Genomic DNA, 21,761 nt, shown 5'->3' on the forward strand with positions numbered 1-21,761 from the left:
GCATCGGGCGTGATCGGCACCTCCAGCGTGCTCAGCGCCCCCGCAGATGGCTACACCTTTGCGGTGGTGTTCGACACCCATGGCGTCAACCAAAGCCTGATGCCCAACATGCCTTATGACAGCAAAAGGGACCTGACCCCTCTGATTTTGGTGGGCACTTCGGCCATGATGCTGACCACGCACGCCAACACCGAATACAAAACATTCGCCGATGTGGTGGCCGCAGCCAAGGCCAAGAAGAACGTCTCTTATGGCTCCATTGGCAATGGCAGTCTGGCGCATTTGGCCATGTCTTTGCTGGGCAAAAGTGGCGGCATGGAATTCAACCATGTCCCTTTCAAAGGCGGTGGCCCCTTGATGAACGATGCCATTGCAGGGCACATCCCCCTGTCGATGGCCACCGTCTTTTTGAACAAACCCCACATCGACAGCAAGCGTTTGAGGCCTCTGGCCGTGACATCGGCCAAACGTATCGCCGATTTTCCTGACGTCCCCACCATTGCCGAAGCGGGCTTTGCAGGCTTCGAAGCCCCCGCTTGGTGGGCGCTGTTGGCCTCGTCCAAAACGCCCCCGGACATCATCAAACGCATGAACGAAGAGCTGAACAAGGCGCTGGCCAACCCGGATGTCTCCAAGCGCTTGGTGGCTCAGGGCATTGAAATTTCAGGCGGCAGTGTTGAAAAAGCCAAGACCTTCATTGACGGTCAAATCGACACTTGGGCCAAAGTGGTGCGCGACAACGGCATCAAACCCGACTGAGTTCAAGCCGCCGCATCCGGCAGCGGCGCGTCGACCACCAAATCTGCGTTGAGGGCGCGCACCCGGTGGTCGACGTAATACCCCCCAAACTCGGTGTACCTGAGCAGCACGCGCTGGCAGCGGTTGCAAGCAAAAACATCGCAGCGGTTGTAGGGAAAAAATGAGGGCGCAATGGGCGCAAGCGGGCTCTCGTAACGGGTGCCCTGGGGATGAAATTCTTCAAACGTCGGCTCACTGCCCTGCACAGGGTCAGCATCGCCCTGCGCTGCGCGCAAGCTGCCCACGGGCGTCGTGTGCGGCGCTGGCCAACGGTCTTCCGTCATGCTCTCCCAGCCGGCACAGGGCCCCAAGGCGCATTGGCATTTTTGGGGTGAAGCCGCCTTGGCCAAAGCTTTCAAGCCTGGGGCATCGAGGCGGGGTGGTTTCGTTGTCATGTCACGGTTGCCTCAAGGGTGATCGCTGCGGCTGACAAGTGATGTCGCACAGGCGCACAAAGAAAAATTCTCCGGTGGATAGAATTTTAACGATGCACTTCTACGAACCCCACCTGGGCCACGGCCTCAAGCACGATCCGTTCAACGCCATCGTGGGTCCCCGCCCGATTGGCTGGGTGTCCAGCCGCAGCAACAGCGGCGTACTCAATTTGGCCCCCTACAGCTTCTTCAATGCCTTCAACTATGTGCCGCCGCTGATTGGTTTTTCCAGCATCGGGCGCAAGGACTCGCTGAACAACATCGAGGCCAACGGCGAATTTGTCTGGAACCTGGTCACGCGCCCCCTGGCCGAAGCCATGAACCAGACCTGCGAGGGCGTGCCCCCTGATGTGGACGAATTTGCACTGGCCGGTCTGACCCCTGCCCCCTCGCGCCTGCTGAGCGTGCCCCGGGTGTTGGAGAGCCCCGTCAGCTTTGAATGCCGCTGCACCCAGATTTTGCAAATGCAAAATTTGCAAGGTGACAAGGTGGACACCTGGATGGTCTTTGGTCAAGTGATGGGCGTGCACATCGACGAGCGCCTGATCCCCAACGGCATTTACGACACCGCCAACGCCGGGCATGTGCTGCGCGGGGGTGGTGCAGCCGATTACTTTTCCATCGGCCCGGAACAACTCTTCAAGATGTACCGGCCCGAAAGCGGCGCACGCGACTTGCCCAAGTGACACGGGCATTGGGTTTTCCCTAGCCCAAGCGGGGCACGCTGGGCCGCATGATTTGGGCTGACAAGTTCAACACCAGCCCTTCATGACCACAGCTTCTTCTGCATCCGCCGCCCAGCCCCCCATCTGCAGCACCATGATGCAGATGCCCCTGTCGCTGAACCACCTGCTGGACAGGGCAGGCACTTTGTTTGCCAGCAACGAGATCGTCTCGCGCCTGCCCGACAAGTCGCTGCGCAGGCACAGTTACGGCGCGTTTTACCAACGCACGCGCCAACTGGCGCAGGCCCTGCAAAACCTGGGGCTGCAAAAAGGCGAGCGCGTGGCCACGTTGTGCTGGAACCACCACGCGCACCTGGAGTGCTATTTCGGCATCCCGGCTGCGGGCGGCGTCATGCACACGCTCAACCTGCGCCTGTCGCCCGAAGAGATCGCCTGGATTGCCAACGACGCACAAGACAAAGTACTGATCATCGACGATGTGTTGCTGCCGTTGTACCAGCAGTTTGCGCACCTGTACCACTTCGAACGCGTGATCGTGTTCCCCTTCTCCGGTGCCGCCGTGCCCGCGCCCTTCACCGACTACGAGCAGCTGCTGGCCAGCACCGACACACAGGGCTTTCAATACGCCCCGCATGCCGAAGACGATGCGGTGTCCATGTGCTACACCTCGGGCACCACGGGCCGCCCCAAAGGTGTGGTGTACTCGCACCGCTCCACCATCTTGCACACCCTGGTGGGTTGCTTGGGCGACTTTTGGGGCCTCAAAGGCAGCGACGTGATCTTGCCCGTCACCCCCATGTTCCACGCCAACAGCTGGGGCATCCCCTACGGCGCGGTGATGATGGGCGTCAAGCTCGTCTTCCCCGGGCCGCACCTGCACCCAGAAGACCTGCTGGACCTGATGACGACCGAGCCTCCCACCTTGTCGCTGGGCGTGCCCACCATCTGGATGGGTTTGATCCAGGCTTTCGAAGCTGCACAAATCACCCAGCCTGGCCGCTGGAAGCTGCCCGCCGGCATGCGCTCGCTGGTGGGTGGCGCGGCTGTGCCCGAGGCGCTGATCCGCGCCTTTGACCGGCACGGCATCTGGATTTTGCAAGGCTGGGGCATGACCGAAACCTCGCCTTTGTGCACCGTGTCTTACCCCAAGTCGGAGCTGAAAGACGCTTCGCCAGACGAGCGCTACCGCCGCGCCGCCATGGCGGGCGTGCCCGTGCCGCTGACCGAGCTGCGCATCCGGGGCGAAGACGGACTCGATGCCCCTTGGGACGGCCAGCATGTGGGCGAAATCCAGGTGCGCGGCCCCTTCATCACCGGCAGCTACCACCAAGTGCCGGTGAGCGAGGACAAGTTCAGCGCTGACGGCTGGCTGCGCACCGGCGATGTGGCCAGCGTGGACGCCCTGGGTTTTGTGCGCATCACCGACCGCACCAAAGACCTGATCAAGTCCGGTGGCGAGTGGATCAGCTCGGTCGATCTGGAAAACGCCCTCATGGCCCACCCCGACGTGGCCGAAGCGGCCGTGATCGCCATCCCCGACCCCAAGTGGAGCGAACGCCCCTTGGCCTGCATCGTGCTCAAACCCGGCAAACAGCCACGGCCCGAAGATTTTGCCTCGCACTTGCTGCAGCACGGCTTTGCCAAATGGCAGGTGCCCGATCGCTACGAATTCATCGACGCCGTGCCCCGCACCTCCACGGGCAAGTTTTACAAACTCAAATTGCGCGAGCGCTTTCCCGCCTGAGGCGACTGACCACCGTCTGAACAGCTCTGTCCCCAGTAGGCTCTGTGGGCATGGGGTTAAAAGGCACGGCCCACAATAGGCTTTCTCTGTTTGAGCGCCGCTTTTTTCAAGGGGATGACCATGCGCCACCCATTTGCCACGGCTTTGTTGGCCAGCCTGTTGTCTTGCAGCCTGGCTTGGGCGCAAGACACGGCCAAAGCTTTGCCCCCCGAGCCGCTGCAGCGGGTGCTGCAATCGGTGGTGACGGTGCAAAGTCGCAGCGACGCACAAGCCAGCACCAGCCGCACCCTGGGCCAGCGCCGCGAAGGCACGGGCGTGGTGATTGGCCCTGACCTGGTGCTGACCATTGGCTACCTGCTGCTCGAAGCCGAAAGCGTGGACCTGGTCGACCACCAAGGCCGCCGAATTCCAGGCCAAGTGCGGGCCGTAGACAACCTCAGTGGCCTGGGGCTGATCCGCACCCTGATCCCCTTGCGCCTGGATGCCGTGCCACTGGGCGACTCGGACACCCTGCCCACACCCGGCAAACTCTGGACGCTGGGTCAAAGCGAGTCCGCGCCCACGGCGCTCGATCTGGTCTCCAGAAAGGTCTTCGCAGGCAGTTGGGAATACCTGCTGGAATCCCCCCTGATGACGCTGCCCGCGGTGAACAACTGGAGTGGCGCGGGCTTGTTCGACGACCAAGGCCGCTTGGTCGGCATCGGCTCCTTGCTGGTGCAAGACGTGTTTGGCGACCAAGTGCCGCTGCCGGGCAATTTGTTTGTGCCTGTGAACCTGCTCAAAGAACCCCTGCCCGACTTGATTCGCAGTGGCAAACGCACTGGCCCGGCCACGCCCTGGCTGGGCATCACCAGCCAGCGTCTGCCCAGCGGTGGCCTGGCCGTATTGCGTGTGTCGCCGGGCAGCCCCGCAGCGCAGGCAGGCATCAATGTGGGCGACACCTTGCTGGCCCTGCAAGGCCAAACGCTGCAAGACCTGCCCGACTTTTACCGCCGAGTGCGGGCCCTGGGGCCTGCCGGCAGCCGTTTGACACTCACTGTGCGCAGCGAGGGCCAAAGCCGCGAGATCGAGCTGCTCAGCACCGACCGCGCTACGGCACTGAGAAGGCCCAGCGGGATTTGACATCGCCCACAGGGGTGGGCTCCCACAACGGCAGGCTCACAGCGCATTTTTGTAGGAGCCCACCCCGTGGGCGATGGGTATGGAACATGCCTTCAAGAAGAAAATTTGGGCGGGCGCTTTTCGATGAAGGCGTTCACCGCCTCGTGGTGGTCGGTGGTCATGTGGGCGATAGCCTGGTAACTTGCAGACAACTCCAGCAAGGATTCCAGTGAACTGCGCTCGCCCTCTCTCAGCAAACGCTTGGTCATGCGCAGCACCGCGCCCGGGTTGGCTGCGATCTTGCGGGCCAGCGCCAGTGCTTCGGGCAGCAACTGTTCAGGGGCCACCACACGCGAGACCAATCCACAATCGAGCGCCTGTTGGGCCGTCAGGGCCTCGCCCGTGAAGGCCATCTCAGCCGCTTTGGACGCACCCACCGCGCGCGGCAAAAGCCAAGCCCCACCGTCGCCCGGCACGATGCCCACTTTCACAAAACTCTCGGCAAAGGTGGCCTTGTCCGAGGCGATGCGGATGTCGCACATGCAGGTCAAGTCCAGCCCCGCGCCAATGGCCGGGCCATTGATGGCCGCGATCACGGGCACGTCCAGGTTGTAAAGCGCCTTGGGCAGGCGCTGGATGCCGTTGCGGTATTCCTCGCGGATGACGTCGGGCATGAGTTGCTGCGTCTGGTAGCGCAGCATGTCCTTGACGTTGCCCCCGGAACTGAAGACCGGGCCTTCGGCCGTCAGGATCACCGCACGAATACTGGTGTCCTTGGCGATGTCGGCACAAGCCTGCACAAACTCCTCGACCGCCGTGTTGCCGGTCAGGGCGTTGCGGGTCTCGAGCTGGCTCATGGTGAGGATGGCGATGCTGCCCTCACGGGTGATTTTGAGAAATGAACTCATGGAAATTCCTTAAATAACAGGTCAGACAACAACGTCGGTGAGTGTGCGCATCAGGTCCAGGCTGAGCGGCTCTGGGCTGTCCAAAAGGGCTTGGCCCAACACATCGTGCCAGTAAGACTCTGACCCAGCCGCTTGCCGCCAGGCGTGCAGCCTGCGGGTGTACAGCTGCAAATCAAACTCGCGTGTAAAGCCGATCGCACCGTGGATGGAATGGCTCAGCCCCGCCACTTCGAGCGCTGCCTCGCTGGTGCGGGCCTTGGCCATGGCCACGCGCAGGCGGTCGGGCACTTGGCCCGCAGCGCTCAACCCCAACTGGGCGGCCATGCGGGCGGCAAAGGCGTGCTCGGACATGACACTCAGCTGGTGCTGTATCGCCTGGAATTTGCCAATCGGCTTGCCAAACTGATGACGGTCGTTGGCGTATTGCAGCGTGCGGCTGAACACAGCCATCAAAGCACCCGCCAGTTGGGCCGCGTACAGCGCCGCCTGCAAGGTCACCAGATCATGCGTACCAGGCACTGCCTGTGCAGCGTCCCAAGCAGCTTGGGGCCAGCTCATCTGCGCGTCCAGACAAAACCCGGCCACTTGCATTTGGGCATCGGCCGCAGGCAATAGACGGCAAACGCCACCCCATGACACTAGGACCCAGTCGGCTTGTATACCGCATCGCACCTGCGCGCAGTGCATTTGGCCATCGCTGGCCAACTGACCCGTGCCGAACACCACCGAGCCCTTCGGTGCGGACACGCCCGCATGCGCCAGCAGGCCGCGCGCCAGCAAGGTCTCGCCCAAAGGCACAGGCACGGCACAACTGCCGCAGAGCTCCAGCACCGGGTACACATCGGCCAAAGTCAGCCCAGCGCCGCCCGCAGATTCGGGCACCAGTGCATCGGCAAAGCCCGAGGCTTCCAATGGTTGCCACAGAGCCGCGCGCGGCTGGCCCGCTTCGATGGCGCGCACCACTGAGGGTGTGCAGTGGTCCGTCAGCAGCGCCTTGACGGCGTCAGAAAAAAGATCGTCCATGTTCTGTCCTTTTCAGCGCAAACCCAGGCCACGGGCGATCATGCCGCGCAGGATGTCGCGCGTGCCCCCGCGCAGCGAATAGCTGGGCGCCACTTGCGTGATGTAGTTGAGCGTATTGAGCAGCTCGGCCGGCACATCGGCCGCATCACGCGAGAACAAATCGTCGGCAATCGCCGCCGGAATCAACTGCTCCACCCCCGTGCCCAGATCTTTGACCAAGGCCGCTTCGACCACAGGGCTTTCGCCACGCGTGAGTTTTTCGGTGATGGCCACCGACATGGCGCGCAGCGGTGCCAGCTGGCTCAAAATCTTGCCCGCCAGGCGCTGGGCCTGTGGGGTGCGGCCTAGCGGCGTTCGCACATAGGCCAGCCATTCGTCGAACAAGGCGATGCTGGAGAACAAACGCTCCGGCCCGCTGCGCTCAAAAGCCAACTCGGCCGTGACTTGGTCCCAGCCGCTGCCTTCGTCGCCCACCAGGGCGTCAGGGCCCAGCTGCACGTTGTCAAAAAACACTTCGCAAAAATGGCTGTCACCCGATTGGTCGACGATGGGCCGCACCGTCACGCCGGGCAAGGACAGGTCGACGATCACCTGAGACAAGCCCTTTTGGCGGTCACCCGCTTCACCGCTGGTGCGCACCAGCGCGATCATGAAGTGGCAGTTGTGGGCGTTGGTGGTCCAGATTTTCTGGCCGTTCAACAGCCAGCCCGATTCATGGGGCAACGCACGGGTGCGCACGCTCGCCAGGTCCGAACCTGCACCAGGCTCGCTCATGCCGATGCAATAAAAAGCCTCGCCCCGGCAGATGGCGGGCAGGTAGCGCTGCTTTTGCGCTTCGGTGCCGTACTTGAGCAGCAAGGGGCCGCTTTGACGGTCGGCGATCCAGTGCGAGCCCACGGGCGCGCCAAAGTTCAAAAACTCTTCCACCAACACATAACGCGCAAACGCGCTGAGCCCTGCGCCGCCGTAGGCTGGCGGAAAGGTGATGCCCAGCCAGCCCCTGCGGCCCAGCTTGCGGCTGAACTCGGGGTCGTACCCCGTCCATGAGCGGGCGCGCACATGGGCGGGCACGCCGCGCATGGCCTCCACCAGAAAGGCCCGCACCTCTTGTCGCAGGGCTTCGTCTTGCGCAGGAATGGCCGACGGGTTCAACGAGTCAAGTTGGCTCATGCCAACACACCTTTTTCAAACAATGTCTTCATGATCTCTCTATCCATGGTTCGCCTATCGCCCAGCGCCCAATGGCGGCCGCTGTGCACCGCATTATTTCGACGGTTCGGGTTTTCGTCTAATGGGGGCTTTGCTTTGGGCGACAGCAAGGGTCCGTCCAAGGTCCATCACCAAGTGCTTTAACGGATGGCACTTTGTCTGCAGGCTCTGGAAAACCCTGATATCCACTGCGCGACAGCCTGAAGCAGGCAACTGCCTATAGTCCAAAAACACGTTGGGCATGTCCCCTGCGCTCGACTTTCACAGCAGCAAGGTTTTCGACAGATGCATGACTTGATCATCCGCAATGCGCAGGTTTATGACGGCTTGGGCGGTCCCTCACAGCGGGCCGATGTGGCGGTTTCACAAGGCTGCATCACCCACATCGGCCAGGTGGACGGCCCTGCCCGCGACAACATCGATGCCCAAGCTCTGGCCTTGATGCCGGGCATTGTGGACCTGCACACCCACTACGACGCCCAAGTCACCTGGGACCGCACCATGTCGCCTTCTCCCGCACTGGGGGTGACCACGGCGGTGATTGGCAATTGCGGTTTTGGCATCGCGCCCTGCCCCGCGCCGCTGCGCGAGACCATGCTGAAAAATCTGTCGGTGGTCGAGGGCATGGACTTGCAATCCTTGCTCACCGGCGTGGACTGGCAGTTTGAGTCTTTTGGCCAATACATGGACCATCTGCGCCGCATCGGCCCTTACGTCAACACCGCCGTGTTCGCAGGCCATTCGGTCATCCGCACCGCCGTGATGGGCACAGACGGCTCTGCCCAGGTCGACCCCACACCCGAACAACTGGAGACCATGCAAGCCCTGGTGCGCGACGCCATGGACCAGGGCGCCATTGGCTTTGCGTCTTCGTTCTCGCCCAACCACAGCGGTTTCGGCGGCATCCCCATGCCGTCCACCATCGCCTCAGAAAGCGAGTTGCGGGCTTTGGCCGGGGTACTGGGCGAGAAAAACAAGGGCGTGTTCATGATGGCCACCGGCAGCCGCGCCAGCCCCGATGTGATGGAGTCCATCGTGCAAGACACCGGCCGCCCCGGCTACATCTCCACCGTGCTCACCATGTACAACGAGGGCAACCCCGACTTGGGCGCCACCTATTACGAGCGCTGTGCCCAGGCCCTGGCCCGCGGCAACGAACTGTATGTGCTGACCAGCTGCCAGCCGCTGTCGTTTGACTTCACATTGACCGACCCCTATGTGCTGCTGAGCCATGCGGCCTTTGATGCGGTCAAAACCGCCAGCGTGGATGCACTGCCCGGCTTGTACCGCTCGGCCGAATTCCGCGAAGCCTTTCGCCAGAACCTGCGCCAGCCCAAGGCGGGCATTTTGTTTTTGGGCAACTGGCGACACATCGAGGTCGGACAAACCGTGCACCCAGAAAACCAGGCGATCGAAGGCGTCACCATCCAGGCGCTGGCCGACCAGCGCGGCCTGGACCCTGTGGATGTCTTCTTTGACCTGGCCCTGTCTGAAGACCTGGGCACGCATTTTGTGGGTAAGTTTTTCAACAACAACGACGACGGCGTGGCTCCCTCGCTCAAGCACCCTGCCAGCGTCATCACGCTGTCGGACGCGGGCGCGCACCTCACCTACATGTGCGACGCGGGCTTTGGCCTGTATTTTCTGTCACACTGGGTGCGCGACACCGGCCACTTCACCCTGGCCGAAGGCGTTCGCCGCTTAACCAGCGAGCCCGCCGACCGCTTTCGCATCCCCAACCGTGGCCGCCTTCAGGTGGGCCTGCCTGCCGACCTGCTGCTGTTCGACCCGGCTACGGTCGGTATCTCCAAACCCTTGCCACGCCAGGACTTGCCAGGCGGCGGCACGCGCATGGTGCGCGAAGCCACAGGCGTGCATGGCGTCTGGGTCAACGGTGTGAAAGTGCACGACGGTCAGGACTATGTGGACCATCCACACGGGCCAGGCCAGGTGCTCGACCAATTCAATTCATAAGGAGAGTGTTCATGACCATCCACCGTCGTTTTTTGACCGGCCTTTTGCTGGCCTTCATGGCCACCAGCGTGTGGGCACAAAGCTGGCCCACGCGCCCGGTGCGCATGATCATCGCCTTCCCACCCGGCGGCCCCACCGACCTGGTGTCACGGGTGTTGGCGCAACGCCTGTCCGAACAACTGGGGCAACAAGTCATCGTTGACAACAAACCCGGCGCGGGTGGCAACCTGGCCGCCGAACTGGCTGCCAGAGCCACGCCCGATGGCTACACGATTTTCTACAACACATCGGCGATCGTCATTGGCCCTGCCTTGTACGGCAAGGTCAACTACGACACCTTGAAAGACTTTGCCCCCGTGGCCCTCACGGCCAGCGTGCCCATGGTGCTGGTGGTCAACCCACAACTGCCCGCACGCAGCGTCAAAGAGTTTCTGGACCTGGCCAAGTCACGACCCGGTGCGCTGAACTACAGTTCATCGGGCACCGGCACCATCACGCATTTGGCCAGCGCCATGATGTCGGCGCAAACCGGCGTGCAGACCCAGCACATTCCCTACAAAGGCAGTGCGCCGGGCTTGGTCGATCTGGCAGCAGGCCAAACCCAGTTCATGATCGACACCATCAACACGGTCTTGCCCTATGTGCGCGACAACCGTCTGCGCGGTCTGGCGGTGACCAGCATCAAGCGCTCCACCCTGTTGCCTGACCTGCCCACGCTGGCCGAATCGGGCATGCCCGGCTTTGATGCTGCCGCTTGGCAAGGCATCGTGGTGCCCACCAGCACGCCTGCCGACATCGTGCAAAAGCTCAACGCCGAAGTGAACAAGGCCCTGGCCCACCCCGACCTGCGCGCCCGCCTGGCGGCACAAGGCGCTGAAATTTTGGGCGGCACACCGGCCGAGTACGCGGCGCACCTGCGCACCGAAATGCCGCGTTGGGCCAAGGCCGTCAAAGACTCGGGCGCCAAAGCCGAGTGATGGTTCAAGGTGCGCTGCGGCGCACCTTGGCGCGGCCAAGCCGCAGCTTCAGCCGTGGCTCACACCGCTTTTTTGCAGACCTTCAATGGCCGCATCGCTCAGGCCCACTTCTCGCAAAACCTCTGCGCTGTGCTGCCCCAACTGTGGGGCAGGCTTTTGGATGGGCAAAGTGGGGGTGCCAGAAAAGCGGATGGGCACCCCAATTTCGTGCACCAGCCCTTCTGTGGGGTGAATCACTTCCTGCAGCATGCCCACCGCCAGCAGGTGCGGGTCTTGCAACAAGCTGTCGATGTCATGCATGGGCATGCAAGGGATGTCGGCCTCGGTCAGACATGCCATCCAAACTTCGGTGCTTTGCGTGGCCATGGCCTGCGCCACCATCTGATACAGCTCGTTGATGTACCGGGTCCGCGCGCCAATGCTGGCAAAACGCGGGTCTTGTTCAAACAGTTGCCCTTGCCCAATCAGGCCCAAAAATTTTTCCCAGTGCCGGTCGGTGTAAATCAACACACACAAATGGCCATCCGTGGTCGGATAAGGTCGGCGCTCTTGCACCAGCAAGCGCGGGTAGCCGGTATCGCCCATGGGCGGCTCGAAGGTGGCACCGGCCATGTGATCGCCCAACACGAATTGCGCCATGGTCTCGAACATGGGCACCTCCACCGCCTGGCCCACACCGGTCTGGTGGCGCGCAATCACCGCCGCCAAAATGGCATTGGACGCCATCAAGCCCACCGTGCGGTCGGCCAGGGTCAAGGGCGCATAGCGCGGCTCGCCACCGCTGGCGCGGCTCATCAAACTGGGCACGGCCGCAGCGCCCTGAATCAAATCGTCATAAGCCGGCCTACCCGCGTAAGGCCCCTTCTCGCTGTAGCCATAGAGGCCTGCATAAATGATGCGCGGATTAATGGCTTTGAGCCGCTCGTAATCGATGCCCAAGCGCTGCATGGCCTGCGGCCGGATGTTGGAGACCACCACATCGGCCGTCTCCACCAGCTTGAAAAAAGCAGCCAGGCCCTCAGGCTTTTTCAGGTCCAACACCAAACTGCGCTTGTTGCGGTTGACGTGCAAAAAAATCGAGCCCATTCCCGCGTGGCGCATGGGACCAATACCGCGCACCGTGTCCCCGGCGGGCGACTCGATCTTGATCACGTCTGCCCCCATGTCCGCCATCAATTGCGTGGCAAACGGGCCCATGAGGACACTGGTCAAATCCAGCACACGCAATCCATTCAACGCACCAGCCATGCTGCTTTCCTTCCAGGTTGGGCAGGCATTATCGGTGCCGCGCATGCGGCCAAGTGTCTCGCAAGGGCCGGCCGTTGCCCCGGAAAAAATCTGCACAGCGTGTGACAGCGCACAGACGCCGCTTCGGCGATACTTCGTGACCATGCACCGCACCATCTTCACCACCCCGGTCGTCAACACCTTGCTGCGCTGGTTTTCCATCGGTTTTTTGCGTGCAACCGGCTGGCGCGTCGAAGGGGGCCTGCCCCCCGTCGGTCACAAAAGCGTGCTGATTGCCGCGCCGCACACCAGCAACTGGGACCTGCCCTACACCCTGATGGTGGCCTTTGCCCTGCAGCTGACGCCCTACTGGATGGGCAAGCAAAGCATTTTTAAATTCCCGTTTGGTCCCCTGATGCGCTGGCTGGGCGGCATTGCGGTCAACCGCGAACAATCGACCAACCTGGTCACGGCCTCTGCGCAAGCACTGGCACAAGCACAAGGCCCGGTGCAATTGATCGTGCCCCCTGAGGGTACGCGAAGCAAAACGCGCTACTGGAAAACCGGGTTTTATTACATCGCCCAGCAAGCCCAAGTGCCGATCGTGCTGGCCTACATGGACTACAGCACCCGCCGCAGTGGCCTGGGCCCGGTGTTCACGCCCACCGGCGATGTGAATGCCGACATGGCCGCAATCAAAAGCTTTTACGCCCCCTTCAAAGGCAAAAACGCCGATCAATTCCAAACCAAGGCGTGAGCACGCCCCTCAGGAAACACTAGGACTGTCCATGCATTTCAAACGATTCGGGGGCCGAGCGCTCATGTGTTGGGCCTTGCTGATGGCGGGTTTGCCCTGCTTGGCACAACGGACCATTGACCTGCAAGGCCACCGGGGCGCACGCGGCCTGCTGGCCGAAAACACCCTGCCCTCATTGGCCTTGGCGCTGCAAATGGGGGTGACCACGCTCGAGCTGGACGTGGTGGTCACCCAAGACGATGTGCTGGTGATCAGCCACGACCCAGCACTGAACCCCGACATCACCCGCGACGCGCAAGGCCGCTTTCTGAGCAGCAAAGGCCCTGACATCCGGCAACTGAGCTTTGAACAACTGCAAAGCTACGATGTTGGACGCATCAACCCGACAACGCGCTACGCCCAGACTTTTTCAGCGCAAAAGGGCCATGACGGCGTGCGCATTCCCCGTCTGAAAGACCTGTTCGAGCTGGTCAAGGCCCAAGGCAACACCCAAGTCAAATTTGCCATCGAAACCAAGATCACGCCACAGCGCCCCGACCAAACGCCCGAGCCCGAGCGCTTTGTGCAGCTGCTGCTGCAGGACATCAAGGACCACGGCATGAGCGAGCGGGTGCAAATTTTGTCGTTCGACTGGCGCACCCTGCAGGCCGTACAAAAAACCGCCCCTGGCATGCCCACGGTTTACATCACGGCGCAACTGGCGGCACTGGACAACCTGGGCATCAAGTCAGGCCAGCCCTCGGCCTGGACTGCGGGGTTTCAGCATGCGCAACATGGATCGGTGCCCAAAATGATCAAGGCCGCTGGCGGCACGCACTGGTCATCGTTCTGGCGCGAGCTTGACGCCCAGAAAGTGCGCGAGGCCCAAAGCCTTGGCCTCAAAGTGCTGGCCTGGACCGTGAACGACCGCCAGAGCATGGGCCAGATGCTGGACCTGGGCGTGGACGGCTTGGTGACGGACCGACCAGACATCGCCGCTGAACTGCTCAAAGAGCGCGGCATTCGCTGGAGCAGCCCGCGCTGAATGGCGGTCTGATGGGCCAGTGACTCACACAAGCCCAGTGCCGAACTTCTGCGCTGGGCAACAAACCTTGCGTCAACGGTCCCGGTGCACCCACTGGTGGATCAGCACCGGCAGCATCAACACCAAGCCCAGCAAACTGATTTTCAGGCCCGGCGCAATCAGGCACAAGGCACCGATAGCGCACAGCGCACGTTCCCAACCCTTCATCAAGGTCAACATGTAACCACTGAGCGCAGCAGCCAGCGCCACGATGCCCAGCACACAGCCGGTGAAGGTGATGGCAAAGTCGGCCCAAGTGAAGCCCTTGGCCACCAGCAGCAAAGAGGGCGAGAACACGAACACAAAGGGCACCAGCACCTTGGCCAGCCCCAAGCGGAACGCCATGTTGCCGGTCTTGAATGGGTCACCACCGGCCATGCCCGCCGCCGCATAAGCGGCCAGCGCCACCGGTGGCGTGATGTCGGCCAGCACGCCGTAATAAAACACAAAGAAGTGCGCCACCAGTGGCTCCACCCCCAGCTGCACCAAAGTGGGTGCGGCCACCGTGACCATGATGATGTAGTTGGCCGTGGTCGGAATGCCGCAGCCCATCAAGATGCAGACGATGCCCGTCATGAACAGCGCGGCCAAAAGCGTCAAGGACTTGCTGTCGGCCATGAAGGCGGGCAACCAGTCCATCAAGAAAGCCGAGATCATCTGCGCCCAGCCGGTGATGATGAAGCTGATCTTGAAGCCCACGCCCGTGAGCGTGACCACACCAATCACAATGCCCACCGTGGCCGCTGCAGCGCCCACCGCCAGCGCGTATTTGGCCCCGGTTTCAAAGGCCTCGAGCAACACGGCATTGTCAATGCGCCCCACCAAGCCCAGCCACTTTTGACTGGCCCAGATCAGGGCCACGCCCAGCGCCAAAAATCCCAGCTTGATGGTCTCGCCGTCGCTGCTCCAGTCCACAAACGCCACCAGCGCCAACAGCACATGCAGCACCACCAGCAAAACCCAGTTGGTACTGCGGTTGCCCCACACCGTGGTGCTCAGGCCCACGATCATGCAAGAGGTGATGCCGGTGAACGCCGCCAAATAAGGCGTGCGGCCCGACACCAAAATGGCGATCAGCAAAACCAGAGGGATCAGGGTCGGCCAGCGCTGCTTGAAGGACTCGCGCAGCTTGGGCATTTCTTCTTCGGTCAGGCCGCGCAAGCCGTAACGCTTGGCCTCGAAGTGCACCTGCATGAACACGCCAAAAAAGTGCATGAAGGCCGGCACGATGGCCGCAGCAATGATGGTCTGGTACGACACATTCAAAAACTCAACCATCAAGAAAGCGGCTGCGCCCAACACCGGCGGCGTGATCTGCCCACCGGTCGATGACGCGGCCTCCACCGCACCCGCAAATTCGCGCTTGTAACCCACTTTGATCATGGCTGGGATGGTGAGCGAGCCCACCGTGACCGCATTGGCCACCGACGAACCGCTGAGCGTGCCGAACATGGCCGAGCCGAAAACGCTGACCTTGGCCGGACCACCCGCGTAACGCCCGGCCACGGTGGAGGCGATGTCCAGAAACAACTGCCCCAAACCAATGCGCGTGGCCAACACACCAAACAGCACAAAGTGAAACACATAGGTGGCCACCACGCCGACCGCCACGCCATAAATGCCCTGGCTGGTCAGGTACTGGTGGTTGATCATCTGGCTCCAGCTCGCGCCAGCGTGCTTGAGCAGACCCGGAAAATACGGCCCGGTCAAGGCATAGGCCGTGAAGCCCAGCGCAATCAAAGGCAAGGGCCAGCCCATGGAGCGGCGTGTGGCTTCGAGCAAGGTGATGAACAGGACCGAGCCCATGACCACGTCCATCGTGTCCGGGTTGCCCACTCTGAAGGCCAGGTCGTCAAACACATAGGGGATGTACATGACACTGGCCGCGCAGGCCAGGCCCAGCAACCAGTCGACCAGCGGCACGCCACCAATGCTCAGGCGGCTTTTAGAAACAGTAGAGTCTGCGTCAGATTTAGTGGCCGCAAACACCAGAAAAATCAGCCCCAGCACAAAGGCCAGGTGCACCCCCCGGTGGGTCGTCTCGCGCAACAGACCAAAACCAGCCGTGTAGTAATGGAAACCCGACAGGATGATGAGCAGCCATTTCACGATCACCGTCGCGGGTGGCAGCGTGGGCCGAAAGCGCATTTCGGGGTCGAACTTTTCTTCCAGTTCTTGCAAATTGCGCACATTGCGCTCGAGGGCTTGAGCCATACCGACTTTCAAAATAGGGCGCCATTCGGCCCTTGGTTCATAAACCATCGCCCCCGCAGTGGGCTCACACACATATTCATGCATCTGTGCCTGTTTGAGCGCACCCCGTGCGCGATGGTTTAAGAGCCGCAAACGGCCTCATCGCCCACAGGGTGGGCTCACCCCCACAAGGAGCCTCATGCGCGCCCCGCTCCATCACCCACGGGGTGGGTTCCCTACAAGGGGTTGGTTGCGGCCTGCATCACTTGAGCAGACCGGCTTCCTTGTAGAACCGCTCAGCACCGGGGTGGAAAGGAATGCCCACACCCTTGACTGCGTTCTCTTTGGTGATGAACTTGCCCTTGGCGTGGCCCGCAGCCAAGGTGTCCTGAGCCGCTTTGCCGAACAGCGCCTTGGTGATCTGGTAGACGGTTTCGGTATCTGCCTTGGCGCTGGTCACCCACTGCGCGCCCATGGCCATGGTCTGCACGGCGGGCACGTCCTTGTAAGTGCCTGCGGCGATCGTGTCCACGGCCAGATACGGATTGGTCTTGCGCAAAGCGTCGGCCTGGGGGCCAGCCAAAGGCACCAGCTCGATGCCGGTGCCGCTCGATGCCAATTCGGCAATCGCGCCAGCCGGAGCGCCACCCACAAAGAAGAAGGCATCGAGTGCGCCGTCTTTGAGCTTGTCACCGGCCTGGTTGGGCTTGATGTACTCGGGCTTGATGTCGCTTTCCTTCACACCATAAGCGGCCAGCACAATGCGCGCGTTGACCAAGGTGCCAGAACCTGGCTCGTCCAGCGCCACGCGCTTGCCCTTGAGGTCAGACACCGACTTGATGCCCGAACCCTTTTTGACCACCAGATGTATGCTCTCGGGATACAAGTTGGCGATCATGCGCAGGTCGGTGACCTTGGGCTTGCCCTCATACACGCCAGTGCCGGTGTATGCCCAAGTGGCCACATCCGACTGCGAGAACCCCGACTCCAGCGCCCCGCCCGCCACGCCGTTGACGTTGGCCACGGAACCGTTGGTGGCCTGGGCTGTGGCCACGATCTTGCCGGGCTGGCTGACCGCGTTGGCGATCATGCCGCCCACGGGGTAATAGGTGCCCGCCGTGCCGCCCGTGCCGATGCGGAAAAATTGTTGCGCTTGCACAGGTGCAGCGATGGCCGCAGCCAGACCCAAAACCATAAACAGTTGACGACGCTTCATGATGAATCCTTTTTTTGCCGATCAGCAAGTTCTCAGCGGTTGAAAAAACACAGCCGCTGGTGTACCACATTTTGTCGCGTTTGTTGCCCCAAAGGAGACGGCCTAAGGGTAGACTCTAATATCGATCCCCCTAGGCAACGCAGTGGGAAACGTCTTTCAGCCAAAGGGGCAGTCAATGCATGTGTGTGTCATGGGCGCAGGAATTGTGGGTCTGAGCACGGCTTACACGCTCACACAAAGAGGTCACCGTGTCACGGTCATTGACCAGGCCCAAGCGGGCCAGGGTGCCAGTGGCGGCAACGGGGCTCAATTGAGCTACGCCTACGTTCAACCCATGGCCGATCCCGGCATTTGGGCCCAACTGCCACAGTTGCTGCTCTCGCCTTCCTCGGCCCTTAAGATCCGGCCGCAATGGGACCTTGCGCAATGGTCCTGGCTGCTGCAGTTTTTGAAAGCCTGCAACACCTCACAGTCTCAGAGCACCACGGCACAACTGCTTGGCCTGGCTGCCCGAAGCCGCGCCACCCTCGACCATTGGCGTGCGCATGAAGCGCTGGATTTTGATTTCACCCGCAGCGGCAAACTGGTGATGTTCCGCTCTGCCGCCGCCTTTGCGGGGGCTCGTCAGCAATTGGCTTTGCAGCAAAGCTTGGGTGGGGCACCACAACAAGCGGTCTCAACCGACGAAGCCTGCGCCATCGAACCCGCCTTGGCCCCGCGCCGTGAAGCCTTTGCAGGCGGCATCTACACCGACAGCGAATGCGCCGCCGACTGCCTCAAACTCTGCCAGTCACTGGTCAAGATTTTGTCCACTCGGGGCGTGCAATGGTCCATGGGCCAACCAGTTGAAAGGCTCGTCGTGCGTGAGCGCCGGCTGCAGGCGGTGCAACTGCGCAACGGTCAGGACATCGCGGCAGACGCTTTTGTGCTGAGCACCGGCCACAGCGCCCCGACACTGGCAGCGCAGGTGGGCATCCGCTTGCCCATTTACCCCCTCAAAGGTTACAGCATCACCGTCGACACCGACGGACCCAGCCTGGCCCCGCGGGTCAGCATCACCGACAGCGCACGCAAAGTGGTCTTTGCCCGGTTGGGCGATCGCCTGCGCGTGGCGGGCATGGTCGAATTGGTCGGCCGCGACACCCGCGTGATTCAACAGCGCATCGTCAGTTTGCAGCACGACACACAGAACTTGTTTGGCGATTGCTCGCACTGGCGCGATGTTCAGCCCTGGACCGGCATGCGCCCGGCAACCCCCACAGGCCTTCCCATCGTGGGGCGGCAGGCGCAAGGCCCCAGCAACCTGTGGCTCAACACAGGCCACGGCGGCTTGGGTTTCACGCTGGCGGCTGGCGCGGCCGATGTCCTGGCCCAAGCCATCACCGACGCCTGAAAAGACCACGCTCAAGTCGTTTTCGCGCAAGGCCCGGGCTCGTCACCGAGTCCCGATTTCGCAGCCATCGGATCTGGTCGCGCGGCAGCTTCCACAGATCGGACGCCACGCAGGGGCAACCCCCAGGTTTTACATCTCTTCGTTGTCAATCAAGCGAAAGGCAAAAAAGTCAGACCCGCTGCCCATCCTACTTGTCGACCACATCACTTCGCGCCAGGCTCATCCCCTGCGCGCGAGACTGGAATAGGTTCCAAAAGACCTCAATTGACAGGTTTTACAGGTGATAACCCCTAGGCCGGCTTGCCCCTGGAGTCTTGCGATACAGCCTTGAAACCGTTATGGTCTAAGCACACTTTTGGACTTTGCGATGTACCTCAATTTACCGGGCTTTCACTTCAACCCGTTGAAGACGCACACAAGCGCATTGCTCACGCTCATGTCGTCCCTGGGCCAGCAATTGAGCTCCTTTCGGTCGCAGCCCAACAACGATGACGCCTTGAGGGCACAGGAAGAGTGCAAAAGGTCATTGACCGAGGCCATCGAGACCCAGATCATTCCGCGCCTGGTGCAAGCGCACCGGGTGTCCTTGCCCGAAGCTGACCCCGCCACATTGGGGCCTGGTATCTCGCCCAAACAACTGGCCACGTTCGTGACCCTGAGCAAATCCAGTCAGGCCAGCGAGACCACTCAGTTCATCGACGAGCTGCTGCACCAGGGCGTCACCACCGACCGGATTTTCCTTGATCTGATCGCACCTGCTGCGCGGCAGCTGGGTCGGATGTGGGATCAAGACCTGTGCGACTTCACTGAAGTCACTTGTGGCCTGGTGCGCATGCACGAGATCACACACCGCCTGGGCTTCGAATACCAAAACGGTCCGCAACTCGGCGGCGACGTCCAACGCATCATGTTGGCCTCGGCCCCAGGCTCGCAGCATTTTCTGGGCATGACCATTGTGTCCGACTTTTTTCGCAAAGCCGGCTGGGACGTGGTCATCGAAATCTCGGTCTCCGAAAAAGAGCTGCTGCACGCGGTCAACAACGAGTGGTTTGACGTCATTGGTATATCTTGTGCCACCGAAACGCAACTCAAGGCCCTGCCCGGCCTGATTCGCGCCCTCAAGGCCGCATCGGGCAACCCCGAGCCCGGTGTGCTGCTGGGTGGCCCCATATTTACCGTGCAAAAACATGACGCTCGCAGCCTGGGTGCCGACGGCATTTGCGTGGATGTGAAAGAAGCCGTGACGCTGGCGGCTTCGTTTCGCGAAGGCCCCAGCCCGGTGGCCAACGCCTAAAGCCTGCCCTTGTCTTCGCCCTGAACGCCCATGCCACCGTCATGGTGGACAATGAAAGGGCAAGAAGGTATCAGACGATCAAGTGCATGATCCCCATGCACGTTACCCATGAAAAAAGCCGACCCGCCCGCAGACCCCAGCAACGCCATCCGCATGAGCGCATCCGACGTGTCCGCCGTGATCGGCATGGCGTGGCAAGACGACACCCCGTTCGAAGCCATGGCCCTTCAATTTGGTTTAAGCGAGGAGCAGGTGATTGCGCTGATGCGCGAGCACCTCAAAGCCAGGTCTTTCCGGGTCTGGCGCATGCGGGTGCGCGGCCGCGTCAGCAAACACCAGGCTCTGCAACGCGCTCGAAGCCATGCCACATCAGAGGAGACGGTGCGCACCCTTGCCCTGCTGGAGCTCGACAGACGGCCGTCTCAGAGCGAATCCGAACCGTTGGCCTTGCCGCGCTCAGGGGTCACGGCAGCCTCCTTGCGCTGACGCTCTTGCCCCGTCATCAAGCCCTGCGGCGCGACCCCGACACCGGACTTTGGTGAACCGCTGCCGCTTGCGCCCCTTGGTGAATCTCAGCGGCCTCGGCCAGCACGGCCGACCCGCTCACCCCAACGCCCTGCGCCTGCTCAAAGCCCGAAGCCTGCGGCAGCATGCCCTGCAGCACCGACTGCACCTGGCGCAAACGCGGGTCCTGAGGATGGGCATCGTCGGTGGTGTCGTTGATACAAAAAAAGTCGAGCGCCCCAAACTCGGCCGCCAAGGCCTGCAGCTGGGTCTGCTGATCGGCATCGCCCGTGGACACATGGCGGTGCCGGTAAGTGCGCATCTTTGCCACGCTGTGGGCCAGCGCCCAACGCAGCACAAAGTCCGACACGATGGTCGGCTTGTCCCAGCTGCGAAACACCGTCGAGCGCACCCCGGCAAACAACTCGGGGGCCTTGTCCTCCAGCTCCTGCAGCAAAGCGCGCCGCATGGGCCGGGGCGAATGTGCAAAGGTGCGAAACGTACTTTGGTACAGCGGGTCTTGCGCCCTCAACCACTCGATGGACAAGCGGCAGGCATTCTCAAGCGAGGTCGCGTCCATGCGCATGGCCTCATCGGTGACGTGCGGCTCGTCAGACCAGGTGAGGTAAAAACCATCGTGCGTGAACCAGTCGGCCGTGTTCAAAGGTGCGCCCAAAAACACATCGTCGTTGAAATAAAAATAGCGCTCGGACAAACCCGGAATGTGGTGAATCCACGATTCAATGTGGCCCGAATCGAAAGTGGGCAAGGAAGACTCGGGCATCAGCTCGCGGTGGTCCACCAGCGTCAACCGGTCCGAGGGGCGCAGCCAGTCAGGCGCTTGCGCATCGGTCACGATGTACACATGGCCGTGCTGCGGGAAAAACTTCTCCAGCGCCCGCAGGCTGTAACGCAGCTCGTGGTTGTCCCTGAAGCGGCCCTCCACGTTGCTATAACGCGCCATGGCCGCGCCCGTGTCGCGGGGCAATTGAGCCAAAGCCGCTTGGCGCTTGGCTCGCCAGCTCGAATCGTTGCCGTCCACCCATAGATACACCACATCAATCGGCTCGTCGGGGAGACGTTGCGTGCCAGCTTGCGCTGGGTCTGCGTGCACCTGGGCGGTGGTGCGGGCAGTGGAGGGTCTGAAATTTTTCAAGGGGCAAGTCTATCAGCGGGTCACCTGCGCATTTTCAATACCCGCCCCGGAGTCAGGGCCACTGCACCCACCCCCTGGCGAGCACACCCCAACCGCATCCCAAA

At 61.8% G+C, this 21,761-nt stretch carries 19 protein-coding genes; 11 read left to right on the plus strand and 8 right to left on the minus strand.

Annotated elements, in window-relative coordinates:
- A partial coding sequence (locus tag ACIQ47_RS04360) for a tripartite tricarboxylate transporter substrate-binding protein (RefSeq protein ID WP_396437009.1) occupies window positions 1-759 on the plus strand: 759 nt, incomplete at its 5' end.
- A gap of 2 nt (window positions 760-761) precedes the next feature.
- On the opposite strand, the gene ACIQ47_RS04365 is transcribed toward ACIQ47_RS04360, so the two are convergent.
- Entirely contained in the window at window positions 762-1,193 is a 432-nt protein-coding gene (locus ACIQ47_RS04365; RefSeq protein ID WP_396437010.1) for a hypothetical protein, read from the minus strand.
- A 92-nt stretch (window positions 1,194-1,285) separates the two neighbouring features.
- On the opposite strand from ACIQ47_RS04365, the gene ACIQ47_RS04370 reads away from it, so the two are divergent.
- The 3 genes from ACIQ47_RS04370 to ACIQ47_RS04380 all read left to right on the plus strand — a co-directional run bounded on the left by ACIQ47_RS04370 (window position 1,286) and on the right by ACIQ47_RS04380 (window position 4,784).
- Window positions 1,286-1,918 carry a flavin reductase family protein gene (locus tag ACIQ47_RS04370; protein WP_396437011.1) on the plus strand — a complete coding sequence of 211 codons (633 nt, stop codon included), beginning with the start codon at window positions 1,286-1,288 and terminating at the stop codon, window positions 1,916-1,918.
- An 82-nt stretch (window positions 1,919-2,000) separates the two neighbouring features.
- Window positions 2,001-3,662, plus strand: coding sequence for a long-chain fatty acid--CoA ligase (locus ACIQ47_RS04375; RefSeq protein WP_396437012.1), 1,662 nt, complete (start codon window positions 2,001-2,003; stop codon window positions 3,660-3,662).
- A 120-nt stretch (window positions 3,663-3,782) separates the two neighbouring features.
- The gene (locus ACIQ47_RS04380; RefSeq protein ID WP_396437013.1) at window positions 3,783-4,784 is read left to right on the plus strand and encodes a S1C family serine protease; all 1,002 of its coding nucleotides are present in this window, start codon (window positions 3,783-3,785) and stop codon (window positions 4,782-4,784) included.
- Between the two features lie 92 nt (window positions 4,785-4,876).
- On the opposite strand, the gene ACIQ47_RS04385 is transcribed toward ACIQ47_RS04380, so the two are convergent.
- Genes ACIQ47_RS04385 through ACIQ47_RS04395 form a run of 3 tightly spaced genes read right to left on the minus strand, consistent with a single transcriptional unit; the run spans window position 4,877 to window position 7,864 of the window.
- Window positions 4,877-5,671 carry a crotonase/enoyl-CoA hydratase family protein gene (locus ACIQ47_RS04385; RefSeq protein WP_396437014.1) on the minus strand — a complete coding sequence of 265 codons (795 nt, stop codon included), beginning with the start codon at window positions 5,669-5,671 and terminating at the stop codon, window positions 4,877-4,879.
- A 21-nt stretch (window positions 5,672-5,692) separates the two neighbouring features.
- Window positions 5,693-6,694, minus strand: a complete 1,002-nt coding sequence (locus tag ACIQ47_RS04390) for an acyl-CoA dehydrogenase family protein (protein WP_396437015.1) — start codon at window positions 6,692-6,694, stop codon at window positions 5,693-5,695.
- A 12-nt stretch (window positions 6,695-6,706) separates the two neighbouring features.
- Window positions 6,707-7,864, minus strand: a complete 1,158-nt coding sequence (locus tag ACIQ47_RS04395) for an acyl-CoA dehydrogenase family protein (RefSeq protein WP_396437016.1) — start codon at window positions 7,862-7,864, stop codon at window positions 6,707-6,709.
- 324 nt (window positions 7,865-8,188) lie between these two features.
- On the opposite strand from ACIQ47_RS04395, the gene ACIQ47_RS04400 reads away from it, so the two are divergent.
- A complete protein-coding gene (locus tag ACIQ47_RS04400) occupies window positions 8,189-9,877 on the plus strand; it encodes an amidohydrolase family protein (protein WP_396437017.1) in 1,689 nt (562 codons plus the stop codon).
- 11 nt (window positions 9,878-9,888) lie between these two features.
- The gene (locus tag ACIQ47_RS04405; protein ID WP_396437018.1) at window positions 9,889-10,854 is read left to right on the plus strand and encodes a Bug family tripartite tricarboxylate transporter substrate binding protein; all 966 of its coding nucleotides are present in this window, start codon (window positions 9,889-9,891) and stop codon (window positions 10,852-10,854) included.
- Between the two features lie 48 nt (window positions 10,855-10,902).
- Here ACIQ47_RS04405 and ACIQ47_RS04410 read toward each other — a convergent pair whose 3' ends face one another.
- Window positions 10,903-12,102 (minus strand): CaiB/BaiF CoA transferase family protein, encoded by a 1,200-nt coding sequence (locus tag ACIQ47_RS04410; protein ID WP_396437019.1) that lies wholly within the window; start codon window positions 12,100-12,102, stop codon window positions 10,903-10,905.
- 142 nt (window positions 12,103-12,244) lie between these two features.
- Here ACIQ47_RS04410 and ACIQ47_RS04415 point away from each other — a divergent pair, with 142 nt between their 5' ends.
- The gene (locus ACIQ47_RS04415) at window positions 12,245-12,838 is read left to right on the plus strand and encodes a 1-acyl-sn-glycerol-3-phosphate acyltransferase (protein ID WP_396437020.1); all 594 of its coding nucleotides are present in this window, start codon (window positions 12,245-12,247) and stop codon (window positions 12,836-12,838) included.
- 31 nt (window positions 12,839-12,869) lie between these two features.
- Complete coding sequence (locus ACIQ47_RS04420) at window positions 12,870-13,862, plus strand: glycerophosphodiester phosphodiesterase (protein WP_396437021.1); 993 nt, start codon at window positions 12,870-12,872, stop codon at window positions 13,860-13,862.
- A gap of 72 nt (window positions 13,863-13,934) precedes the next feature.
- Here ACIQ47_RS04420 and ACIQ47_RS04425 read toward each other — a convergent pair whose 3' ends face one another.
- Entirely contained in the window at window positions 13,935-16,115 is a 2,181-nt protein-coding gene (locus ACIQ47_RS04425) for a TRAP transporter permease (RefSeq protein ID WP_396437022.1), read from the minus strand.
- A 241-nt stretch (window positions 16,116-16,356) separates the two neighbouring features.
- Window positions 16,357-17,310 (minus strand): TAXI family TRAP transporter solute-binding subunit, encoded by a 954-nt coding sequence (locus ACIQ47_RS04430; protein ID WP_396437023.1) that lies wholly within the window; start codon window positions 17,308-17,310, stop codon window positions 16,357-16,359.
- Between the two features lie 175 nt (window positions 17,311-17,485).
- On the opposite strand from ACIQ47_RS04430, the gene ACIQ47_RS04435 reads away from it, so the two are divergent.
- From ACIQ47_RS04435 to ACIQ47_RS04445, 3 genes are all read left to right on the plus strand, one after another.
- Window positions 17,486-18,703 (plus strand): D-amino acid dehydrogenase, encoded by a 1,218-nt coding sequence (locus tag ACIQ47_RS04435; RefSeq protein ID WP_396437024.1) that lies wholly within the window; start codon window positions 17,486-17,488, stop codon window positions 18,701-18,703.
- A gap of 367 nt (window positions 18,704-19,070) precedes the next feature.
- Window positions 19,071-19,997, plus strand: coding sequence for a B12-binding domain-containing protein (locus tag ACIQ47_RS04440; RefSeq protein ID WP_396437025.1), 927 nt, complete (start codon window positions 19,071-19,073; stop codon window positions 19,995-19,997).
- Between the two features lie 108 nt (window positions 19,998-20,105).
- Window positions 20,106-20,483 (plus strand): TIGR03643 family protein, encoded by a 378-nt coding sequence (locus ACIQ47_RS04445; protein ID WP_396437026.1) that lies wholly within the window; start codon window positions 20,106-20,108, stop codon window positions 20,481-20,483.
- A 16-nt stretch (window positions 20,484-20,499) separates the two neighbouring features.
- Here ACIQ47_RS04445 and ACIQ47_RS04450 read toward each other — a convergent pair whose 3' ends face one another.
- The gene (locus ACIQ47_RS04450) at window positions 20,500-21,657 is read right to left on the minus strand and encodes a stealth family protein (RefSeq protein WP_396437027.1); all 1,158 of its coding nucleotides are present in this window, start codon (window positions 21,655-21,657) and stop codon (window positions 20,500-20,502) included.
- Window positions 21,658-21,761 lie beyond the last annotated feature (104 nt).

The organism is Limnohabitans sp. (assembly GCF_044373035.1).
Taxonomy (GTDB): Bacteria; Pseudomonadota; Gammaproteobacteria; order Burkholderiales; family Burkholderiaceae_C; genus Limnohabitans_A.